Source organism: Mesorhizobium sp. PL10 (assembly GCF_053714315.1).
In genome coordinates this window covers 57427-73571 of sequence record NZ_JBSKBR010000012.1, presented here as the reverse complement: position 1 = coordinate 73571, position 16145 = coordinate 57427, and the positions used below count along the sequence as shown (strand labels likewise).

14 protein-coding genes are annotated in these 16145 nt (G+C 64.2%); 8 read left to right on the top strand and 6 right to left on the bottom strand.

The genetic code is table 11. From position 1 onward, the window contains the following. The first annotated feature begins 34 nt into the window (after positions 1–34). Positions 35–1051, top strand: coding sequence for a type II secretion system F family protein (locus tag ACWGTO_RS20150; RefSeq protein WP_454576557.1), 1017 nt, complete (start codon positions 35–37; stop codon positions 1049–1051). A 124-nt stretch (positions 1052–1175) separates the two neighbouring features. On the opposite strand, the gene ACWGTO_RS20145 is transcribed toward ACWGTO_RS20150, so the two are convergent. Continuing rightward, entirely contained in the window at positions 1176–1997 is an 822-nt protein-coding gene (locus ACWGTO_RS20145; RefSeq protein ID WP_454576693.1) for a tetratricopeptide repeat protein, read from the bottom strand. A gap of 240 nt (positions 1998–2237) precedes the next feature. Here ACWGTO_RS20145 and ACWGTO_RS20140 point away from each other — a divergent pair, with 240 nt between their 5' ends. The 5 genes from ACWGTO_RS20140 to pdeM all read left to right on the top strand — a co-directional run bounded on the left by ACWGTO_RS20140 (position 2238) and on the right by pdeM (position 8406). Next, positions 2238–3599 (top strand): leucyl aminopeptidase family protein, encoded by a 1362-nt coding sequence (locus ACWGTO_RS20140; RefSeq protein WP_454576556.1) that lies wholly within the window; start codon positions 2238–2240, stop codon positions 3597–3599. Positions 3600–3670: 71 nt separating this feature from the next. Further along, on the top strand, positions 3671–4021 hold the full coding sequence (locus ACWGTO_RS20135) for a MarR family winged helix-turn-helix transcriptional regulator (protein ID WP_181056278.1): 351 nt from the start codon (positions 3671–3673) through the stop codon (positions 4019–4021). 28 nt (positions 4022–4049) lie between these two features. Then, positions 4050–4910: a C40 family peptidase gene (locus ACWGTO_RS20130; protein WP_454576555.1), complete on the top strand. Its 861-nt coding sequence runs from the start codon at positions 4050–4052 to the stop codon at positions 4908–4910. A 233-nt stretch (positions 4911–5143) separates the two neighbouring features. Then, the gene (locus ACWGTO_RS20125; protein WP_454576554.1) at positions 5144–7693 is read left to right on the top strand and encodes a ligase-associated DNA damage response DEXH box helicase; all 2550 of its coding nucleotides are present in this window, start codon (positions 5144–5146) and stop codon (positions 7691–7693) included. Next, on the top strand, positions 7690–8406 hold the full coding sequence (pdeM, locus tag ACWGTO_RS20120) for a ligase-associated DNA damage response endonuclease PdeM (RefSeq protein ID WP_454576553.1): 717 nt from the start codon (positions 7690–7692) through the stop codon (positions 8404–8406). The genes ACWGTO_RS20125 and pdeM overlap by 4 nt, the downstream gene beginning before the upstream one ends. Before the next feature lie 11 nt (positions 8407–8417). On the opposite strand, the gene ACWGTO_RS20115 is transcribed toward pdeM, so the two are convergent. Next, positions 8418–9389: a quinone oxidoreductase family protein gene (locus tag ACWGTO_RS20115; RefSeq protein WP_454576552.1), complete on the bottom strand. Its 972-nt coding sequence runs from the start codon at positions 9387–9389 to the stop codon at positions 8418–8420. A 94-nt stretch (positions 9390–9483) separates the two neighbouring features. On the opposite strand from ACWGTO_RS20115, the gene ACWGTO_RS20110 reads away from it, so the two are divergent. Further along, the gene (locus ACWGTO_RS20110) at positions 9484–10362 is read left to right on the top strand and encodes a LysR substrate-binding domain-containing protein (protein WP_454576551.1); all 879 of its coding nucleotides are present in this window, start codon (positions 9484–9486) and stop codon (positions 10360–10362) included. Positions 10363–10369: 7 nt separating this feature from the next. On the opposite strand, the gene ACWGTO_RS20105 is transcribed toward ACWGTO_RS20110, so the two are convergent. From ACWGTO_RS20105 to ACWGTO_RS20090, 4 genes are read right to left on the bottom strand one after another with little or no spacing between them, the layout of a single operon-like run. Further along, the gene (locus tag ACWGTO_RS20105; protein ID WP_454576550.1) at positions 10370–11305 is read right to left on the bottom strand and encodes a dimethyl sulfoxide reductase anchor subunit family protein; all 936 of its coding nucleotides are present in this window, start codon (positions 11303–11305) and stop codon (positions 10370–10372) included. 3 nt (positions 11306–11308) lie between these two features. Continuing rightward, on the bottom strand, positions 11309–12043 hold the full coding sequence (locus tag ACWGTO_RS20100) for a 4Fe-4S dicluster domain-containing protein (RefSeq protein ID WP_454576549.1): 735 nt from the start codon (positions 12041–12043) through the stop codon (positions 11309–11311). Continuing rightward, complete coding sequence (locus ACWGTO_RS20095; protein WP_454576548.1) at positions 12040–14970, bottom strand: molybdopterin oxidoreductase family protein; 2931 nt, start codon at positions 14968–14970, stop codon at positions 12040–12042. Before ACWGTO_RS20095 ends, ACWGTO_RS20100 begins: the two co-directional genes overlap by 4 nt. After that, entirely contained in the window at positions 14967–15299 is a 333-nt protein-coding gene (locus ACWGTO_RS20090; RefSeq protein WP_454576702.1) for a hypothetical protein, read from the bottom strand. The genes ACWGTO_RS20095 and ACWGTO_RS20090 overlap by 4 nt, the downstream gene beginning before the upstream one ends. On the opposite strand from ACWGTO_RS20090, the gene ACWGTO_RS20085 reads away from it, so the two are divergent. Next, positions 15249–16142 (top strand): LysR substrate-binding domain-containing protein, encoded by an 894-nt coding sequence (locus ACWGTO_RS20085; protein WP_454576547.1) that lies wholly within the window; start codon positions 15249–15251, stop codon positions 16140–16142. The two genes, ACWGTO_RS20090 and ACWGTO_RS20085, sit on opposite strands and share 51 nt — an antisense overlap. Positions 16143–16145 lie beyond the last annotated feature (3 nt).

Below are 16145 nucleotides of genomic sequence, written 5' to 3'. Positions count from 1 at the left end.
CCTCGGAAAGCTCGAACGAAAAGACTGAAAACGAATGACCGACCAAGTCGTCAAATCGCTGACCGATCCTGCCTTTCTGATCGCATTGCTGGTCGGCATCGCGGTGTTCGCAACCGTCTTCACGCTGCTGCCGGCCCTGGGGGGCAACCAGCTCAAGGCACGCATGAAATCGGTGGCGCTCGAACGTGACGAACTGCGCGCCAAGCAGCGCGCACGGCTGGCCAACGAAGCCGATCGCCGCCGCAAGGGCCTGCGCGAGGAACAGTCGATCGGCATGCGCAATATCGTCGACAGGCTGGACCTGCGGCGTGCGCTGGCCGATGAAGGCACGCTGCAGAAGCTCAAAGTGGCTGGCTTTCGTGGCCAGAATCCGCTGACACGCTTCCTGTTTTTCCGCCTGGTCCTGCCTTTTGTCGGTTTCGCACTGGCGGCGATCTATCTGTTCGTGCTCGGCGGGCTGCCGGACCGGCCGGCTTTCGTGAAACTGTTCGTCTGCATCCTTGTGGCCTATGCCGGTTTCTACGCGCCGATCCTCTACGTCAACAACCGTGCCGCCAAGCGCAAGCAGTCGATCCAGCATGCGTGGCCGGATGCGCTCGACCTGATGCTGATCTGCGTTGAGTCGGGCATGTCGGTGGAGGCTGCAATGCGCAGGGTCGCCGATGAGATCGGTTCGCAGTCGGTGGCGTTGGCGGAGGAGTTCGTGCTGACCAATGCCGAACTCTCTTATCTGCAGGAGCGCAAGCAGGCTTATGAAAACCTCTCGGCTCGTACCGGCCTGGAATCGGTGAAGTCGGTGTCCCAGGCGCTGGTCCAGGCCGAGCGCTACGGCACGCCCGTGGCGCACGCATTGCGCGTGCTGGCCTCGGAAAGTCGCGACATGCGCATGAATGCCGCCGAGAAGAAGGCCGCCGCCTTGCCGCCGAAGCTCACCGTGCCGATGATCCTGTTTTTCCTGCCGGTCTTGTTCGCCATCATTCTTGGACCGGCCGGCATGCAGGTCAGCCAGCGCGGCATCTTCGGCGACCAGCACAATTCCTCAAGCCAGTAACGGGCTTGTTGCAGCCAGACAAAAGAGCCGCACTGCTAAGGCAATGCGGCTCCTTGCTTTTCAGCTTTGGTGTGTGGATGGATCTTGCCCAGCGCTGAGGATGCGTTCGGCGCCTATGCGGCGCTCAGTTGGTCGCCGGCTTGCCCTTGTCCTGATCCTTGAGCTGGCTCCAGGCGTTCTGCTGGGCAAGCATCTGGCGAAGGTAGGCCACATTGGCCTGCGCCTGATCGGGCGAAAGCTCCTGCGAGGCGATCTTCTCGGCCTCGTCGAAACGGCCCTGAAGTCCCACGACCAGCGCCAGGTTCTGGCGCACCCGGCTGTCGGCATTCGGTTGCTGGGCGGCCGAGCGCATATAGGTCTCGGCGGTGCGCAGGTCGCCTTCCAGCACATAGGACATGCCGAGATTTGAAAGGATCGAGGGTTCGTTCGGTTTGAGGTCGAGCGCCTTGCGGTAGTTCTGGCGTGCTTCATCCTTCTGGCCGATCTGGTCGAGGATGGCGGCTTCGGCCGACATGAGCTTCCAGTCCGGATATTCCGGCGTCTGCGCCCGGCGCACGGCGTCGAGCGCGGGCTCGAACTGACCATTGGCTGCGAGCGCCTTGCCATAGGCGGCAAGCACGTCGCGATCCTTGGGGTAGGCGATCGCCAGCTTGCGCATCACGGCAAGCGACTGGTCGGCATCGCCGTCCATCTGCAGTGCCGCCGCAAAATTTGTCGCCAGCCGCTTGTCGTTGGGGTTCCTTGCGTAGGATTCGCCGAGCCGCGTGGTCGCACTGTGCAACTCGCTGGCCGACATGGTTTCCAGCGGTTTGCCGCTGGTGCGCCCGATCGAACCGGTGGTGAGCTTGCTGGTTCCGCACCCGGCAACACCGGCGGCGAGCGCCATCAGCAACGCCGTGGTGACCAACCGTTTGCCCGTAACGTTCATCCTGCGGTTGGTCGGCATCGGCACGGGGCTCTCCATTCCTGCGTGGCCATTGCGAGGCCATCTTCATTCCCCCAGAAATATTCTGTTAACCCTAACGGATAGTTAAAAAGCGTCCCGTTGAGATCGTTACGCGGCCCGCCGGAAGCCATTGGCTTGGCATTTTCCTATGCCTGGCCTCTGTGCATAGATGTTGAAATCATTCGACGTCCCTGTCAGGTGACTGGGGACGACTTGAAAGCCTGCGCCGGAGACCATCGAATGCCCGTCGAACTCGTCGAGACACTAAACAGAGCCTTGCCGGTCCATCTGGTCGCGAGGGATGGACTGCAAGCCTTGGGGCTTTCGCCTTCCACGATCGCATGGGCGGGCGCCAACGGCTTTTCCGGCGAAGCCGGCAGGACGCTCGCCCTGCCCGGCGAAAACGGCGCGCTTGCCGGCGCCCTGTTCGGCATCGGCGAAGGCGAGGGCGCGCTGGCGATCGGTGCGCTCGCGAGAGCCCTGCCGGAAGGCGACTGGCAGTTTGCCTCAGCGCACGCTGAGCCGGAGCTCGCGGCCATAGCCCTGGTTCTCGGCGGTTATGTCTTCACCCGTTACGGCAAGAAACCTGGCAAGGCGCTGCGCTTTGCGCTGCCGCCCGGCGTGGATCCAGGACGTGTCCGCCGTATCGCAGACGGCGTCTTCTTGACACGCGATCTGGTCAACACGCCGACCAGCGACATGGGACCGGACGATCTGGAGAAGGCGGTGCGGACGCTGGCGGCCACACACAACGCCGAAATATCGGTGATCAAGGGCGATGATCTGTTGAAGCAGAATTTCCCGATGATCCATGCGGTCGGCCGCGCCTCGGTCGGCGCGCCGCGCCTGATCGACATGATTTGGGGGCCGGACGACGCGCCGAAGGTGACGCTGGTCGGCAAGGGCGTCTGTTTCGACACTGGCGGCCTCGACATCAAACCGTCGTCGGGCATGCTGTTGATGAAGAAGGACATGGGCGGCGCCGCCAATGTGCTGGGCCTTGCCTCGATGATCATGGCCGCCGGGCTGAAAGTGCGGCTGCGCGTCCTGATCCCGGCGGTCGAGAATTCGATTGCCGGCAATGCCTTCCGACCCGGCGACGTGCTGGTGAGCCGCAAGGGCATCACCGTCGAGATCGGCAACACCGACGCCGAAGGACGGCTGGTGCTGGCCGATGCGCTGGCGCTGGCCGATGATGAAGAACCTGACCTTTTGATCGACATGGCGACACTGACCGGCGCCGCGCGTGTCGCGCTCGGGCCAGACCTGCCGCCTTTCTACACCGGCGACGAGACGCTGGCATCCGAAATGGCGGCGGCCTCGGTGGCCGCAGAGGATCCACTGTGGCGCATGCCGCTGTGGCGGCCCTATGACGCCAAGCTGGCGTCGAAGATCGCCGACATCAACAACGTCACCACGGACGGCTTCGCCGGATCGGTCACGGCGGCGCTGTTCCTCAAGCGCTTTGTCGAGCGGACGGCGGGCTGGGCGCATTTCGACATCTTTGCCTGGAACCCGTCCGACCGCCCCTACGGCCCTGCGGGCGGCGAGGCGCAAGGCATCCGCGCGCTGGAACAGGTCATTTCGAAACGCTTTGGCTAGGGTTGTCCGGGCATTGCGCCGGCTGCCAAAACTGAAACGGAACCGAAACAATTTGCCGTCATGCTTGGGCGATGTCGATTTCGATGCGTCCGAGCCAGGCGATGCGGCTGTGGCAGCAGGTGATGCTGTCACAGGTGCGCGATGATGCGCCCGATCTCACCATGCGCCAGACGGCGATCCTGTTCACCATCTATCTCGATCCGCCGCCGCACACCGTCCGCGGCCTGGCTGCCCGCCTCAATGTCACCAAGCCGGTCATCACCCGCGCGCTCGACACGATGGGTGCGCTGAAGCTGGTGTCGCGCCACCGCGACGAGCTCGACAAGCGCAATGTGCTGATCCGGCGCACTGTCGAAGGCGCGCTCTTTGTCGAGCGCTTCGGCGATGGTATCGTTGCCAAGGCTCACGAACTGCCTATCTGACCAATTACCATTTAGCTGGATTGATGATTTGACCGCAAGGGATGCACGCCTTCACGCCTTCCGTTCCGACCTCGCCGATGCCAGGCTGAAAGGCGAGGTGTCGGCCGATCGCTTCGTCACCGGCCGCCCGGCGCGCATCACTGCCTCCGTGGCCGATATCCGCAAGGCGCCGCGCCCGGATGCCGGCGTCAACACGCAGGTGCTGTTCGGCGACGATGTGCTGGTCTTCGAGGAGACCGAGGGCTGGGCCTGGGTCCAGGCCGAACGCGACGGCTATGTCGGCTATGTAGGCGCCACCATGCTGGGCGCACGCGAGCATGCGCCGACCCACATCGTCTCGGCGCCGCGCACCTTCCTCTATCCCGGCGCGGATCTGCGCTTTCCCATCGCCGGCCAATTGTCTATGGGCTCGACGGTGACGGTGACCGGTGCTGCCGAAACACGCGGCACCCAATATGCGCTGCTCCCCTCCGGTGAGGCGCTGATCGCCGGCCATCTGCGGCCGCTCGGCGACGTCGCCGCCGACTATGTCTCAGTGGCCGAGATGTTTCTCGGCACGCCCTATCTCTGGGGCGGCACCTCTGGCTTCGGCATCGACTGTTCGGGCTTGGTGCAACTCGCCATGCGCATGGCTGGCCGCAACGTGCTGCGCGATTCCGACATGCAGGCGGCAGGCCTCGGCGCGCCGCTCGATCCGGGTCCGGATTTCACCGGGCTGGAGCGCGGCGACCTGGTGTTCTGGAAGGGCCACGTCGCGATCATGACCGACATCAATGACATGATCCACGCCAACGGCCACACCATGCTGGTCTCGCGCGAAGGGCTCAAGGAGGCGGTTGATCGGATTGGATATCTGTATGGCGGGCCGACTGGGTTTCGGCGGCCGTAGCGGAAGCGCCTGTCCTTCTCCCCCTGTGGGAGAAGGTGGCCTCGCGAAGCGAGGTCGGATGAGGGGTGTTCCAGGGAACGCCAACGCGTCACTCCGCTGGAACACCCCTCATCCGTCTCGACGCTATCGCGCCGATCCACCTTCCCCCACAAGGGGGCGAGGGAAGCTCACCTCGATCACCTTTTGTTCCGATTTTCCTTGGCGTTCGCGCGTCGTCGCGCTACCTCTGGCGCGTGACCGAGCAGCCGCGCCTTGCAGAACAGAATGCCGCCGTCGCCTTGCCCGAGCCGTTCATCAGATGGTTCGGCGAAAAAGGCTGGTCGCCGCGTGCCCATCAGCTTGAGCTGCTGGCCAAGGCGCAGGCCGGACAATCGGTGCTGCTGATTGCACCGACCGGGGCCGGCAAGACACTGGCCGGGTTCATGCCTTCGTTGACTGAATTGGCCAACCGGCCCAGGCGAAAGCCCGGCCAGGCGCATCGCGGCATCCATACGCTCTACATCTCGCCGCTGAAGGCGCTGGCCGTCGACATCGAACGCAATCTCGGCAAGCCGGTGGAAGAGATAGGGCTTCCAGTCACCATTGAGACGCGCACCGGCGACACACCCTCGCATAAGCGCCAGCGGCAAAAGCTGGTGCCTCCCGATATCCTGCTAACCACCCCAGAGCAGCTGGCGCTCTTGATCGCTGCGCGCGATGCCAGGCGCTTCTTCGAGGATCTGCGCTATGTCGTGCTCGACGAACTGCATTCGCTGGTGACTTCGAAGCGCGGCCATCTGCTGGCGCTCGGCTTGGCGCGGTTGCGCAGCATTGTGCCCGGCCTGCAAACGATCGGCCTGTCGGCGACAGTGGCCGAGCCCGACGAATTGCGGCGATGGCTGGTCAGCCAGAATCCACCCAAAGGTCAGACAAGCCCCGACATGTCTGAGCTGATCGTCGTCACGGGCGGCGCCAAGCCGGAAATCTCCATCCTCGATTCAGAGGAGCACGTGCCATGGGCCGGACATTCGGCGCGCTATGCCACGCCGGAGATCTACCGCGAGATCAAGCGCCACAAGACGACCCTGCTGTTCGTCAACACCCGCAGCCAGGCCGAGCTGTTGTTCCAGGAATTGTGGCGGGTCAACGAGGACACTCTGCCGATCGCGCTGCATCACGGCTCGCTCGATGTCGGCCAGCGCCGGCGCGTCGAGAAGGCGATGGGCGAAAACGCTTTGCGCGCCATCGTCGCCACCTCGACGCTCGACCTCGGCATCGACTGGGGCGATGTCGATCTCGTCGTCCATGTCGGCGCGCCCAAGGGCGCCAGCCGCCTGGCGCAGCGCATCGGCCGAGCCAACCACCGCATGGACGAACCGTCGAAGGCGATCCTCATTCCGGCCAACCGCTTCGAAGTGCTGGAATGCCGGGCAGCCCTCGACGCCAACTATCTCGGCGCGCAGGACACCCCGCCATTGGTCGATGGCGGGCTCGACGTGCTGGCGCAGCATATGCTGGGCTGCGCCTGCGGTAGTCCGTTCCGCGCCGATGATCTCTACGAAGAAGTGCTGACAGCGGCGCCCTATGCCAGCCTCGATCGGCCGACATTCGACCGCGTCATCGATTTCGTCGCCACCGGCGGCTATGCGCTCAAGAACTATGAGCGCTACGCCCGTATCCGCCTGAACAAGGACGGGATGTGGCGGGTCTCCAATCCGCGCGTCGCGCAGCAATACCGGCTGAATGTCGGCACGATCATCGAAGTGCCGGCGCTCAATGTGCGCTACGTCAAGGCCGGCAGCAAAGGCTCGGCCTCGCGTGGCGGTGCGGTTCTTGGCAAGATCGAGGAGGCCTTCCTCGAGACACTGACGCATGGCGACACATTCATGTTTGCCGGCAAAGTGCTGCGTTTCGAAGGCATTCGCGAGAACGAATGCTTCGTCTCGAACGCCCCGGGAAGTGACGCCAAGGTGCCCTATTATGGCGGCGGCAAATTTCCGCTTTCGACATATCTGGCCGAACAGGTCCGCATCATGCTGGACGATCCGCAACGCTGGAAAAAACTGCCCGAGCAGGTGTCGGACTGGCTGCGGTTCCAGGCCGACAAATCCGTATTGCCCAAACGCGGCGACCTGCTGATCGAGACCTTCCCGCGTGGCAATCGTCACTATCTCGTGGCCTATCCGTTCGAGGGCAGGTTGGCGCACCAGACGCTCGGCATGTTGCTCACCCGCCGCCTGGACAGGGCCGGCGCCAGGCCGCTCGGTTTCGTCGCCACCGATTATGCGCTGGCCATATGGTCGCTGGGCGATATGGGGGCGATGTTCAAGGCGAGGAAGCCGTCGCTCGCAGCGCTGTTCGACCAGGACATGCTGGGCGACGACCTCGAAGCATGGCTGGCCGACAGCTGGCTGCTCAAGCGCACCTTCCGCAATTGCGCGCTGATTTCGGGCCTGATCGAGAAGCGCCACCCCGGCCAGGAGAAAAGCGGTCGCCAGGTCACCGTCTCGACCGACCTGATCTACGACGTGCTGCGCAGCCATGAACCCGACCACATATTGCTGCAGGCGACGCGCGCCGATGCGGCGGCTGGCCTGCTCGATGTCAGCAGACTTGCGGACATGCTCTCGCGCATCCAGGGTCGAATCGTGCATAAGGCGCTCGAACAGATATCGCCGCTTGCCGTGCCGATCATGCTCGAGATCGGCAAGATGCCGGTGAATGGCGAGGCCGACGAAACGCTGCTGATGGATGCGGCGACTTTGGTCGAGGAAGCCATGGGCCCCGGGATGATCGAGGAATGAATTTTTCGCCGGCGCGCGCAACACTGAACGCCGAGGCCGGCATGGTCGGCATCGCCGGCGAGCGCGCGGTTTGCGATCCCCGCGGCGTGCTCTACTTCCCCGATCTCAGACTGCTTGCGGTCTCCGACCTGCATCTGGAAAAAGGCTCGTCCTTCGCCCGGCGCGGCGCCCTGATCCCGCCTTATGATACTGGGGCCACTTTGCTGCGGCTGCAGGCGGTGATCGGGGACTATCAGCCTTCGATCGTCATCAGCCTGGGCGATTCCTTTCATGATGGCGGTGGCGCCGAGCGCATGCATCAGTCCTTCCGCGAGCGCCTGGAAGCGCTGATGGCCGGCCGCGACTGGTTCTGGGTCGCCGGCAATCATGACCCGGAAGCGCCGTCCGACCTGCCCGGAGAGACGGTGCGCGAACTCGCTATCGGCTCGCTGCTGTTCCGGCACGAGCCGTCGAAGGTGAGAACCGAGGGCGAAGTCGCGGGCCATCTTCACCCTTGCGCGCGCATCGTCCAGCGCGGCCGCTCGGTGCGGCGGCGCTGCTTTGCCGGCGATGGCGGCCGCATGATCATGCCGGCCTTCGGCGCCTATACCGGTTCGCTCAACGTGCTCGACCGCGCCTATGCCGGCCTGTTCCGGCGCGAGACGCTGATGGCCTATATGCTCGGCGCCGAGCGCATCTTCGCCATTTCCCACGCCATGCTGCGGCCGGGCTGAACGGATCTGCCTTAAGGCAGCAGAACTGTTGCGCCGGTCGTCTGCCGTGCTTCGAGACGGCGATGCGCCTCGGCCACTTGCGCGAGCGGCATACGGGTATGCACGGGGATTTTCACCGCGCCGCTCAGGACGACATCGAACAGTTCCTCGCTCATGGCGACTACGTCCTCGCGTTTGGCAAGATGATGAAACAACAACTGCCAGGTGGCGAACAGCGAGCCTTTCTGCATCAAAAGCATGATGTCGAATGGAGGGATCGATCCCGACGCCGTGCCGAAGCTGACGAAAGTGCCGAAGCGCCGCAGGCAATCGAGCGAGGCGGGGAAGGTCGCCTTGCCGACGCCGTCATAGACGACGTGGCAGCCCTCGCCATTGGTGATCTCTTTCACCCGCGCGGCAAAATCTTGCCTGCTGTAGTCGATGACATGGTCGCAGCCATTGGCCAGGGCGAGCTCGGCCTTTTCGGGCGAGCCGACCGTGCCGATGACGGTGGCGCCGAGGTGCTTTGCCCATTGCGTCAGGATGAGGCCGACACCACCCGCCGCGGCATGCACCAGGATAGTGTGCCCCGCCTCGACGCGAAACGTGCGGCGCAGCAGATATTGTGCCGTCAGCCCTTTCAGCATCATCGCGGCACCGGTCTCGAAATCGATGGCGTCGGGCAGGTGCACGACGAAATGCGCCGGCACGATGCGTTCCTGCGCATAGGCGCCGAGCGTCTCGACATAGGCGACGCGATCGCCAGGCTTGAAGTCGCTGACGCCTTCGCCGATCGCGATGATTTCGCCCGCTCCCTCATTGCCTGGCGTGAACGGCAAAGCGGGTGGTGTATATTCGCCGGTGCGGAAATAGATGTCGACGAAGTTGAGGCCAACCGCCCGGTTGCACACGCGGACCTCGCCCGGTCCGGGCTGGCCGATGTCGACATCCTCATAGGCGAGTACCTCTGGCCCGCCATGGCGGTGAACACGGATCGCTTTCATGGTTTTCTTCCTCGCGTTGTTCTCTTGAGTGGGAGATAGCGCGCGGTGTGATATCATTGTAGATTGATATCGATGACATCAGAGTACAAGAAAGATGATATCTGAACAGATCGGCCTCGACCTTCTTCGCACCTATGTCGCGGTCTGCCGGCAAGGCAGCCTGAGCAGGGTGGCGGCACAGACCGGCAGAACCCAGTCGTCGCTGAGCATGCAGATGCGCCGGTTGGAGGGTCTGCTGCAACGGCATTTGTTCCAGCGCACCGGCCGTGGTGTCGTGCCGACCGCGGAGGGGGAACTGTTTCTGGGCTATGCGACCCGCATCCTCGCTCTCGGCGATGAAGCGGTGGCCCGTCTGCAGCAGGCTGGCATTGGCGGCGGCGTGCGCATCGGCCTCGCCGAGGAGGTCACCACCGCCGCGCTGTCGGCAGCGCTCGGGCGGCTTCATCGCACTTATCCCGACATCAGCCTCGACGCGGCCGTCGAGCACAGCGTCGCGCTGGGACGGCTCTGGAGCGAGGATGCACTGGATGTCATGATTGCCCCGACATCTGTCGTCGCAGCCGATGCCCTGACGACGTGGAACGTCGAACTACAGTGGGTCTGCGCCCAGGACTATGCGCTGGATCAGGAACGGCCGCTCGATCTCGTCGCCTTCGGCGCAACCTGCCCTTGGCGCAGGCGCATGATAGAGGCGCTGGTCGCCGCCGGCCGGCAACACAGGATCGTTCTGTCGTGCCAGAGTGTCACTGGCCTGCAGGCGGCGATCGAGAACGGGCTGGGCGTCGGGCTGCTTCCGCCGGAATCCGTTCGCACCGGCTCAATGCGGGTGCTGAAGACGCCAGCCGGCCTGCCCGAACCGCTCACCGTCCAATACGGTCTCTACGCGCACGACCGCAGGACTGCCGTAGTCGATGCCGCGATCGAAATCCTGCTGAAGGATCTGCCGGCGGCGCCACGGGCACGAGCCGCGTGACGATTCTCTACCGGCCGTAGTACAGGGTCACGGTGTGCTTGGCCTCGGCGAAGAAAAGCCAGCGCTCCACCAGCATACCGCCGAACTGGGCGATGGCGGCGAGCACCGACAGCCCCGCCGCGAGCGGCCAGGGCAAGGCAAACGCAACAACGAGCAGCAGAGCAGGCAAGACGAAGGCCAGCACCTGCGTAATGTGCCGTAGCTTGGCGCCGTGCTTGCGGGCGATGCGAAAGCCCATTTCCTTGAGCAGGTAGTTCTCTTCGGTGTGCGGCCACTCCAGCGAGCGCACTGTGCCGCCAGTGAGCCCGGTGGCGGTGTTGGCAGTGGTGGCGATCTCCAGCGCATCATTGTAGCGCCAGGTCGCCAGCTTCCAACCCCAGCCCAGCAAGGTGAACAGCAGGGCGGTGGTGGCAATGGCGGTCGAGCCGATAGCGAAGGCCTGCAGCAGCGCGTTGAGCAGCAGGCTGCCCGTCATCGCGGAAAAGATGAGATAGCCGGGCAGCGTATAGGGGCTGTGCCACTGCGCGATCGGCTTCAGCGAGGCATAGATCATACCAGTGGTGCAGACGGTGACGATTGCGCCGATCGTTGCGAGAAACCCGGCGATGGCCACCCAACCGCCGGTGCGGCCAAAAAACACCCAGCCGATGCCGAACAGCCCGGCCGGAATGAAGGTCGCCACCGAGGCCACGCCCTCGCGCGACAGCCAGGAACTGCGCCATTGCGAGAAGGCGCGCCAGGCGCGTTCGGGGCGGCCGAGATGGCCGGTCGAGGACAACAGGCCGGCGGCAATCAGCCCGAGCGCCAGGCCCATGCCAATGAGGCCGAGCCAGAAATCGGCCGGGATGAACCCTAGCCCGGCAAGCACGCCAAGCAGCGTCAGCAGGCCGTAGCCCGCTCCTGTGGCAGTTGTGAAGAAGACGACGGAGAAGGCTGGATGCATTGGTCAGTTCGAAAGCATGCGGTCGACCCAACCGAGGAAGCCGCCTTCGGCCTTGACCGGCTCGAGCCTTGGCGCCGGCACCGATGCGGCACGCTCGGTGTGGGCGCGTGGCGGCAGATATTTGTTGGTCGGTCTGTAGCCCATCTCCGGCATCAGGTCGACACCGCCGCGGCTGGCGACCAGTTGCGACACCGCCGAGGCGGGATCGCCGAGATCGCCGAAATGCCGAGCGCTGGTCGGGCAGGCGGCAACGCAGGCCGGCACGCGGTCCTCTTCCGCCAGATTGTCGTTGTAGATGCGGTCGACGCAGAGCGTGCATTTCTTCATCACGCCGACGTCGGTATCGAATTCGCGCGCGCCATAGGGACAGGCCCAGCTACACAGTTTGCAGCCGATGCATTTGCTTTCGTCGATCAGCACGATGCCGTCCGATGCCCGCTTGTAGGACGCGCCGGTCGGACAGACGGTGACGCAGGCCGGCGCCTCACAATGCAGGCAGGAGCGCGGGAAGTTGACTGTGCGCCCGCCCGCCTCGGTCGTGTGTTCGTAGCTGTGCACGCGGTTGAACCAGACGCCGTCGACATCGCCGCCATAGGGGTCGATGTCGGTCAGCGGTGCCATGTGGCCGCCCGTGTTCCATTCCTTGCAGGCGGTGACGCAGGCCTGGCAGCCGACGCAGGTGTCGAGATCGATGACCAGACCCAGTCTCTTGTCGGTATGGGCGGGAAGGCAGGTCATTCGGCCGGCTCCCTTGCTGCGCGGAATTCCGCGCCGAAGCGAAGAATGTCGGGCGAGGGCTGGAAGCGCGGCGGCTGACTGAAGCGCTCGAATTGCGGCTCGGTGAAGCCGGCTTCTTCATCAGCGCATTTGACGATGCGCACGCGCAGATCGAACCATGCCGCCTGCCCCGTGACCGGATCGGAATTCGAATAGCGTTTGCCGTTGGCGTCGGCCGAAGTCTGGTCGCCGATAATGTGGTTGAGCAGAAAGCCGCGATTGCTCTCGGCGGCGTCGTCCTTCAACCCCCAGCTGCCGCGCCTCTTGCCAATGGCGTTCCAGGTCCACACCGTATCCGCATTGACGCCGTCGACCAGCTTGATCTGCCCCTTCACGCGGCCATTGATGCTTTCGATCCACACCCAGTCGTCGTCGCCAAGGCCGAGGCCGGCTGCGGTCTCGTGGTGCACGAATAGTCGGTTCTGGCTGGTGATCTGCCGCAGCCACGCATTCTGCGAGCCCCAGGAATGATACATGTGCATCGGCCGCTGCGTCAGCGCATGCAGCGGATATTTTTCGAGATCGACGGCGGCCTCTTCGAAGGGCGTAAACCAGAACGGCAGTGGGTCCATATAGGTCTCGATGCGGTGGCGCTCGCCGTCGGGCGGCTGGACGCGACCATGGCCGCGCGCGGCTAGGCGAAAGCGCTGCATCGGTTCGGAGTAGAGCTGGAAGACGATGGGCTCGGCCTTGGGGATGAACCCCATCTGCTCCGCGAAGTCGAGATAGGAGCGGTTGGCCATCTTGTAGTAGCGCTGGTCGGCGGCAAAATCCTGATGCCAGAAGCCGCCATTGTCGATGTAGCGCTGCAGCTGGTCGGGATTGACTTCGCCCTTGCCGACAGACGTTCCGTCCTTGCCGCGCCAGCCGGCGAGCGGGCCGATGCCCGGCGTGCGCTCGTGATTGACGATGTAGTCGGCATAGTCGCGATATTTCGCGGATCCGTCATCGCTGACGAAGCAGGGCAGGCCGAGCCGCGCGCCGAGTTCGATCAGCACCGACTGGAACGGCCTGACGTCGCGGTCCGGCTCGACCACCGGATGGCGGATGGCGTCGCCCGGTCCGTCGGCATGGCTGATCGGCCGGTCGAGCAGGCTGATGCAGTCGTGCCGTTCGAGATAGGTGGTGTCGGGCAACACCAGATCGGCGAACGGCACCGTCTCCGAGTAATAGGCGTCGGAATAGATGATGAAGGGGATCTTGTAGTTGCCCGCCTCGTCATGGTCGGTCAGCATTGCGATGGTCTCGATGGTGTTCATCGAGGAATTCCACGCCATGTTCGACATGTACATCATCAGCGTGTCGATCTTGTACGGATCGCCCGCCCACGCGTTGCGGATCACCGTGTGCATCAGCCCGTGGGCGGCGAGGGGCGCGTCCCAGGAATAGGCCTTGTCGATGCGCAAGGGCGTGCCGGCCTCATCGACCAGCAGATCATCCGGCCCGCAGACGAAGCCGAGCGGCATGGCGTCGAGCGGCGTCATCGGCTTGACCACCTTGCCCGCCGGCTTCGGTCCTGGCGGCGCCGAACGCGGGTAGGGCGGTTTGAAACGAAAGCCGCCGGGAACATCCACCGTGCCGAGCAACACCTGCAGCAGGTGGATAGCGCGGCAGGAGTGAAAACCGTTGGAGTGAGCCGAAATGCCGCGCATGGCGTGCATCGACACCGGCCGCCCCTTGATCGTCTCGTGCTGTCTGCCGGCCCAGTCGGTCCACGCCACCGGCAGTTCGATTGTCTGTTCGAAAGCGACATGCGCGAGTTCGGCGGCGATGCGGCGGATGGTGTCGGCCGAAATTCCGCATCTTGCCGCGACCGCGTCGGGTGAGTAGCTGTCATCCATGTAACGGTCGGCGATGAGCTGGAACACCGGCACGCAGCGGCGGCCATCGATCATATAGCTGCCGGTCAGCGCCGGTTTCGCATCGGCATCCTCCGCCTTGGCGGGGGTCTTTGCCACTCTGTCCCAGGCGAGACGATTGTTGTCGCTGTCACGCAGGAAAAGCCCGTCATCGGCCGCGCCCGGCTCCTGGATGACCAGCGCATGCGCGTTGGTGTAGCGGATGAGATAATCGAGATCGACGCGGCCTGCCTTCAGCAGTTCGTGGATCAGGGCAAAGACGAACAGCCCGTCGGTACCGGGCCGGATGCCGATCCAGTCATCGGCAATCGCATTGTAGCCGGTGCGGCACGGGTTGATCGACACCACCTTGGCGCCGCACGCCTTGAGTTTGCCGAGCCCGATCTTGATCGGGTTGGAATCATGGTCCTCGGCGACGCCGAACAGCATGAAGTATTTGGTGTTGTCCCAGTCGGGCTCGCCGAACTCCCAGAACGAGCCGCCGATTGTATAGAGCCCTCCGGCCGCCATGTTGACCGAGCAGAAGCCGCCATGGGCGGCGAAGTTCGGCGTGCCGAACTGGCTCGCCCACCAGCCGGTCAGCGACTGCGACTGGTCGCGCCCGGTGAAGAAGGCAAGTTTCCTGGGATCGGTGCGGCGTATGTTGGAAAGCCGCTCCGTCGCGATCGAGAAGGCTTCCTCCCATTCGATCTCGCGGAATTTGCCGGAGCCGCGTGGGCCGCTGCGCAACAGCGGCTTCTTCAGCCGCGCCGGGCTGTAATGCTGCATGATGCCGGAACTGCCCTTGCCGCAGATCACGCCGCGATTGACCGGATGGTCCTTGTTGCCGTTGATGTAGCGCACCTTGCCGTCCTTGATGTGGACGTCGATGCCGCAGCGGCAGGCGCACATATAGCAGGTGGTCTTGGCGATGCTGTCGGAAACGGTGGGCGAGGTGTCGACGCCGTCACCTTCATCCGGCGCGCGGGTGTTGGCCAACGGCTGTTGCGACGGTGCGGAATTGGCCCGGCGCGGCGCTGTGTGGTTCATAGGCCAGGCGTGCTTTTGCGGTCCGCGAATTTGGCCCGCGTCTTCGGTCCGGGGCCGCGCATATAATGCTCTTCAGGGTGATAGCGGTCGCCGGCCAGCCGCCGCCTGAGGCCACGGGTCCAATGCGCAAGCAGGGATCTGAACCGCCCGATCATTTTGCTGGCTGCGATCTGTTGGCGAATTTTTTCTAACTTCACCTGAAAAAGTAGAATAAAGCTATCGATCTGTCTAATCAGTTGTTCTTGTAAATTCGATCGAAATTGGTTCTTAATGACCGCATGACCCTGGACCAGTTGCGCATTTTCGTCGCCGTCGCCGAGCGTGGCCATATGACCAAGGCGGCCGAGCTTCTGGGCATTTCCCAGTCGGCTGCCTCGGCCGCCATTCGCGCGCTTGAAGAGCAGCATGGCGTCCATCTGTTCAACCGGGTCGGCCGCAACATCGAGCTGGCCCAGACCGGCCATCGCTTCCTGCCGGAGGCCAAGGCCGTGCTCGAGCGCGCCGCCGCCGCCCGCAATGTGCTGGAGCATGTCTCGCAGACGGTCGCCGGCAGCCTGTCGATCGCCGCCAGCCTGACCATTGCCAGCTACTGGCTGCCGCGCCGTCTCGCGTCCTTTCACGAGGCCTACCCGGCGGTGCGATTGAGCGTCACCATCGGCAACACCAGGCAGGTGGAGGCCAATGTGCTGGACGGTACTGCCGATCTCGGCCTGGTCGAGGGGCGCACCGAATCCGATATCCTTCGCCGCACCAAGGTCGACGTCGACAGATTGATGCTGGTTGTCGCCGCCTCGCATCCCGAGATCACCGAAATCGCGCCGGGCCGCCCCGACATCAGAGGGCTGCGCTGGATAATCCGCGAGGGCGGTTCGGGCACGCGCGAAGTGCTGGAGGATCTGGCGCGCCGCGAGGGGATTTCACTTGCCGACCTGCAGATATTCCTGGTGCTGCCGAGCAACGAAGCGGTTCGCCAGGCGGTCGAGGCGGGCGCCGGCGCCACCATTATTTCCGACCTCGTTGTCGGACGCGCCGTGGCTGAGGGCAGTCTCCGGTCGGTGCCGCTCGAGCTGCCGAAGCGCGACTTCGCCATGATCACCCACCGCGACCGCCAGGCCAGCCTGGCGCAGATGGCGCTCAAGGCGCATCTCGGCGCCTCCACAGATCACGGTTGAGGA

What these genes read in the sequence shown, in the direction of transcription:
- ACWGTO_RS20105 (WP_454576550.1), bottom strand. Translation starts at nt 11,305, where the DNA reads ATGCATCCAGCCTTCTCCGTCGTCTTCTTCACAACTGCCACAGGAGCG.
- ACWGTO_RS20085 (WP_454576547.1), top strand. Translation starts at nt 15,249, where the DNA reads ATGACCCTGGACCAGTTGCGCATTTTCGTCGCCGTCGCCGAGCGTGGC.
- ACWGTO_RS20150 (WP_454576557.1), top strand. Translation starts at nt 35, where the DNA reads ATGACCGACCAAGTCGTCAAATCGCTGACCGATCCTGCCTTTCTGATC.
- pdeM (WP_454576553.1), top strand. Translation starts at nt 7,690, where the DNA reads ATGAATTTTTCGCCGGCGCGCGCAACACTGAACGCCGAGGCCGGCATG.
- ACWGTO_RS20115 (WP_454576552.1), bottom strand. Translation starts at nt 9,389, where the DNA reads ATGAAAGCGATCCGTGTTCACCGCCATGGCGGGCCAGAGGTACTCGCC.
- ACWGTO_RS20135 (WP_181056278.1), top strand. Translation starts at nt 3,671, where the DNA reads ATGTCGATTTCGATGCGTCCGAGCCAGGCGATGCGGCTGTGGCAGCAG.
- ACWGTO_RS20145 (WP_454576693.1), bottom strand. Translation starts at nt 1,997, where the DNA reads ATGCCGACCAACCGCAGGATGAACGTTACGGGCAAACGGTTGGTCACC.
- ACWGTO_RS20110 (WP_454576551.1), top strand. Translation starts at nt 9,484, where the DNA reads ATGATATCTGAACAGATCGGCCTCGACCTTCTTCGCACCTATGTCGCG.
- ACWGTO_RS20100 (WP_454576549.1), bottom strand. Translation starts at nt 12,043, where the DNA reads ATGACCTGCCTTCCCGCCCATACCGACAAGAGACTGGGTCTGGTCATC.
- ACWGTO_RS20095 (WP_454576548.1), bottom strand. Translation starts at nt 14,970, where the DNA reads ATGAACCACACAGCGCCGCGCCGGGCCAATTCCGCACCGTCGCAACAG.
- ACWGTO_RS20090 (WP_454576702.1), bottom strand. Translation starts at nt 15,299, where the DNA reads ATGGCCACGCTCGGCGACGGCGACGAAAATGCGCAACTGGTCCAGGGT.
- ACWGTO_RS20140 (WP_454576556.1), top strand. Translation starts at nt 2,238, where the DNA reads ATGCCCGTCGAACTCGTCGAGACACTAAACAGAGCCTTGCCGGTCCAT.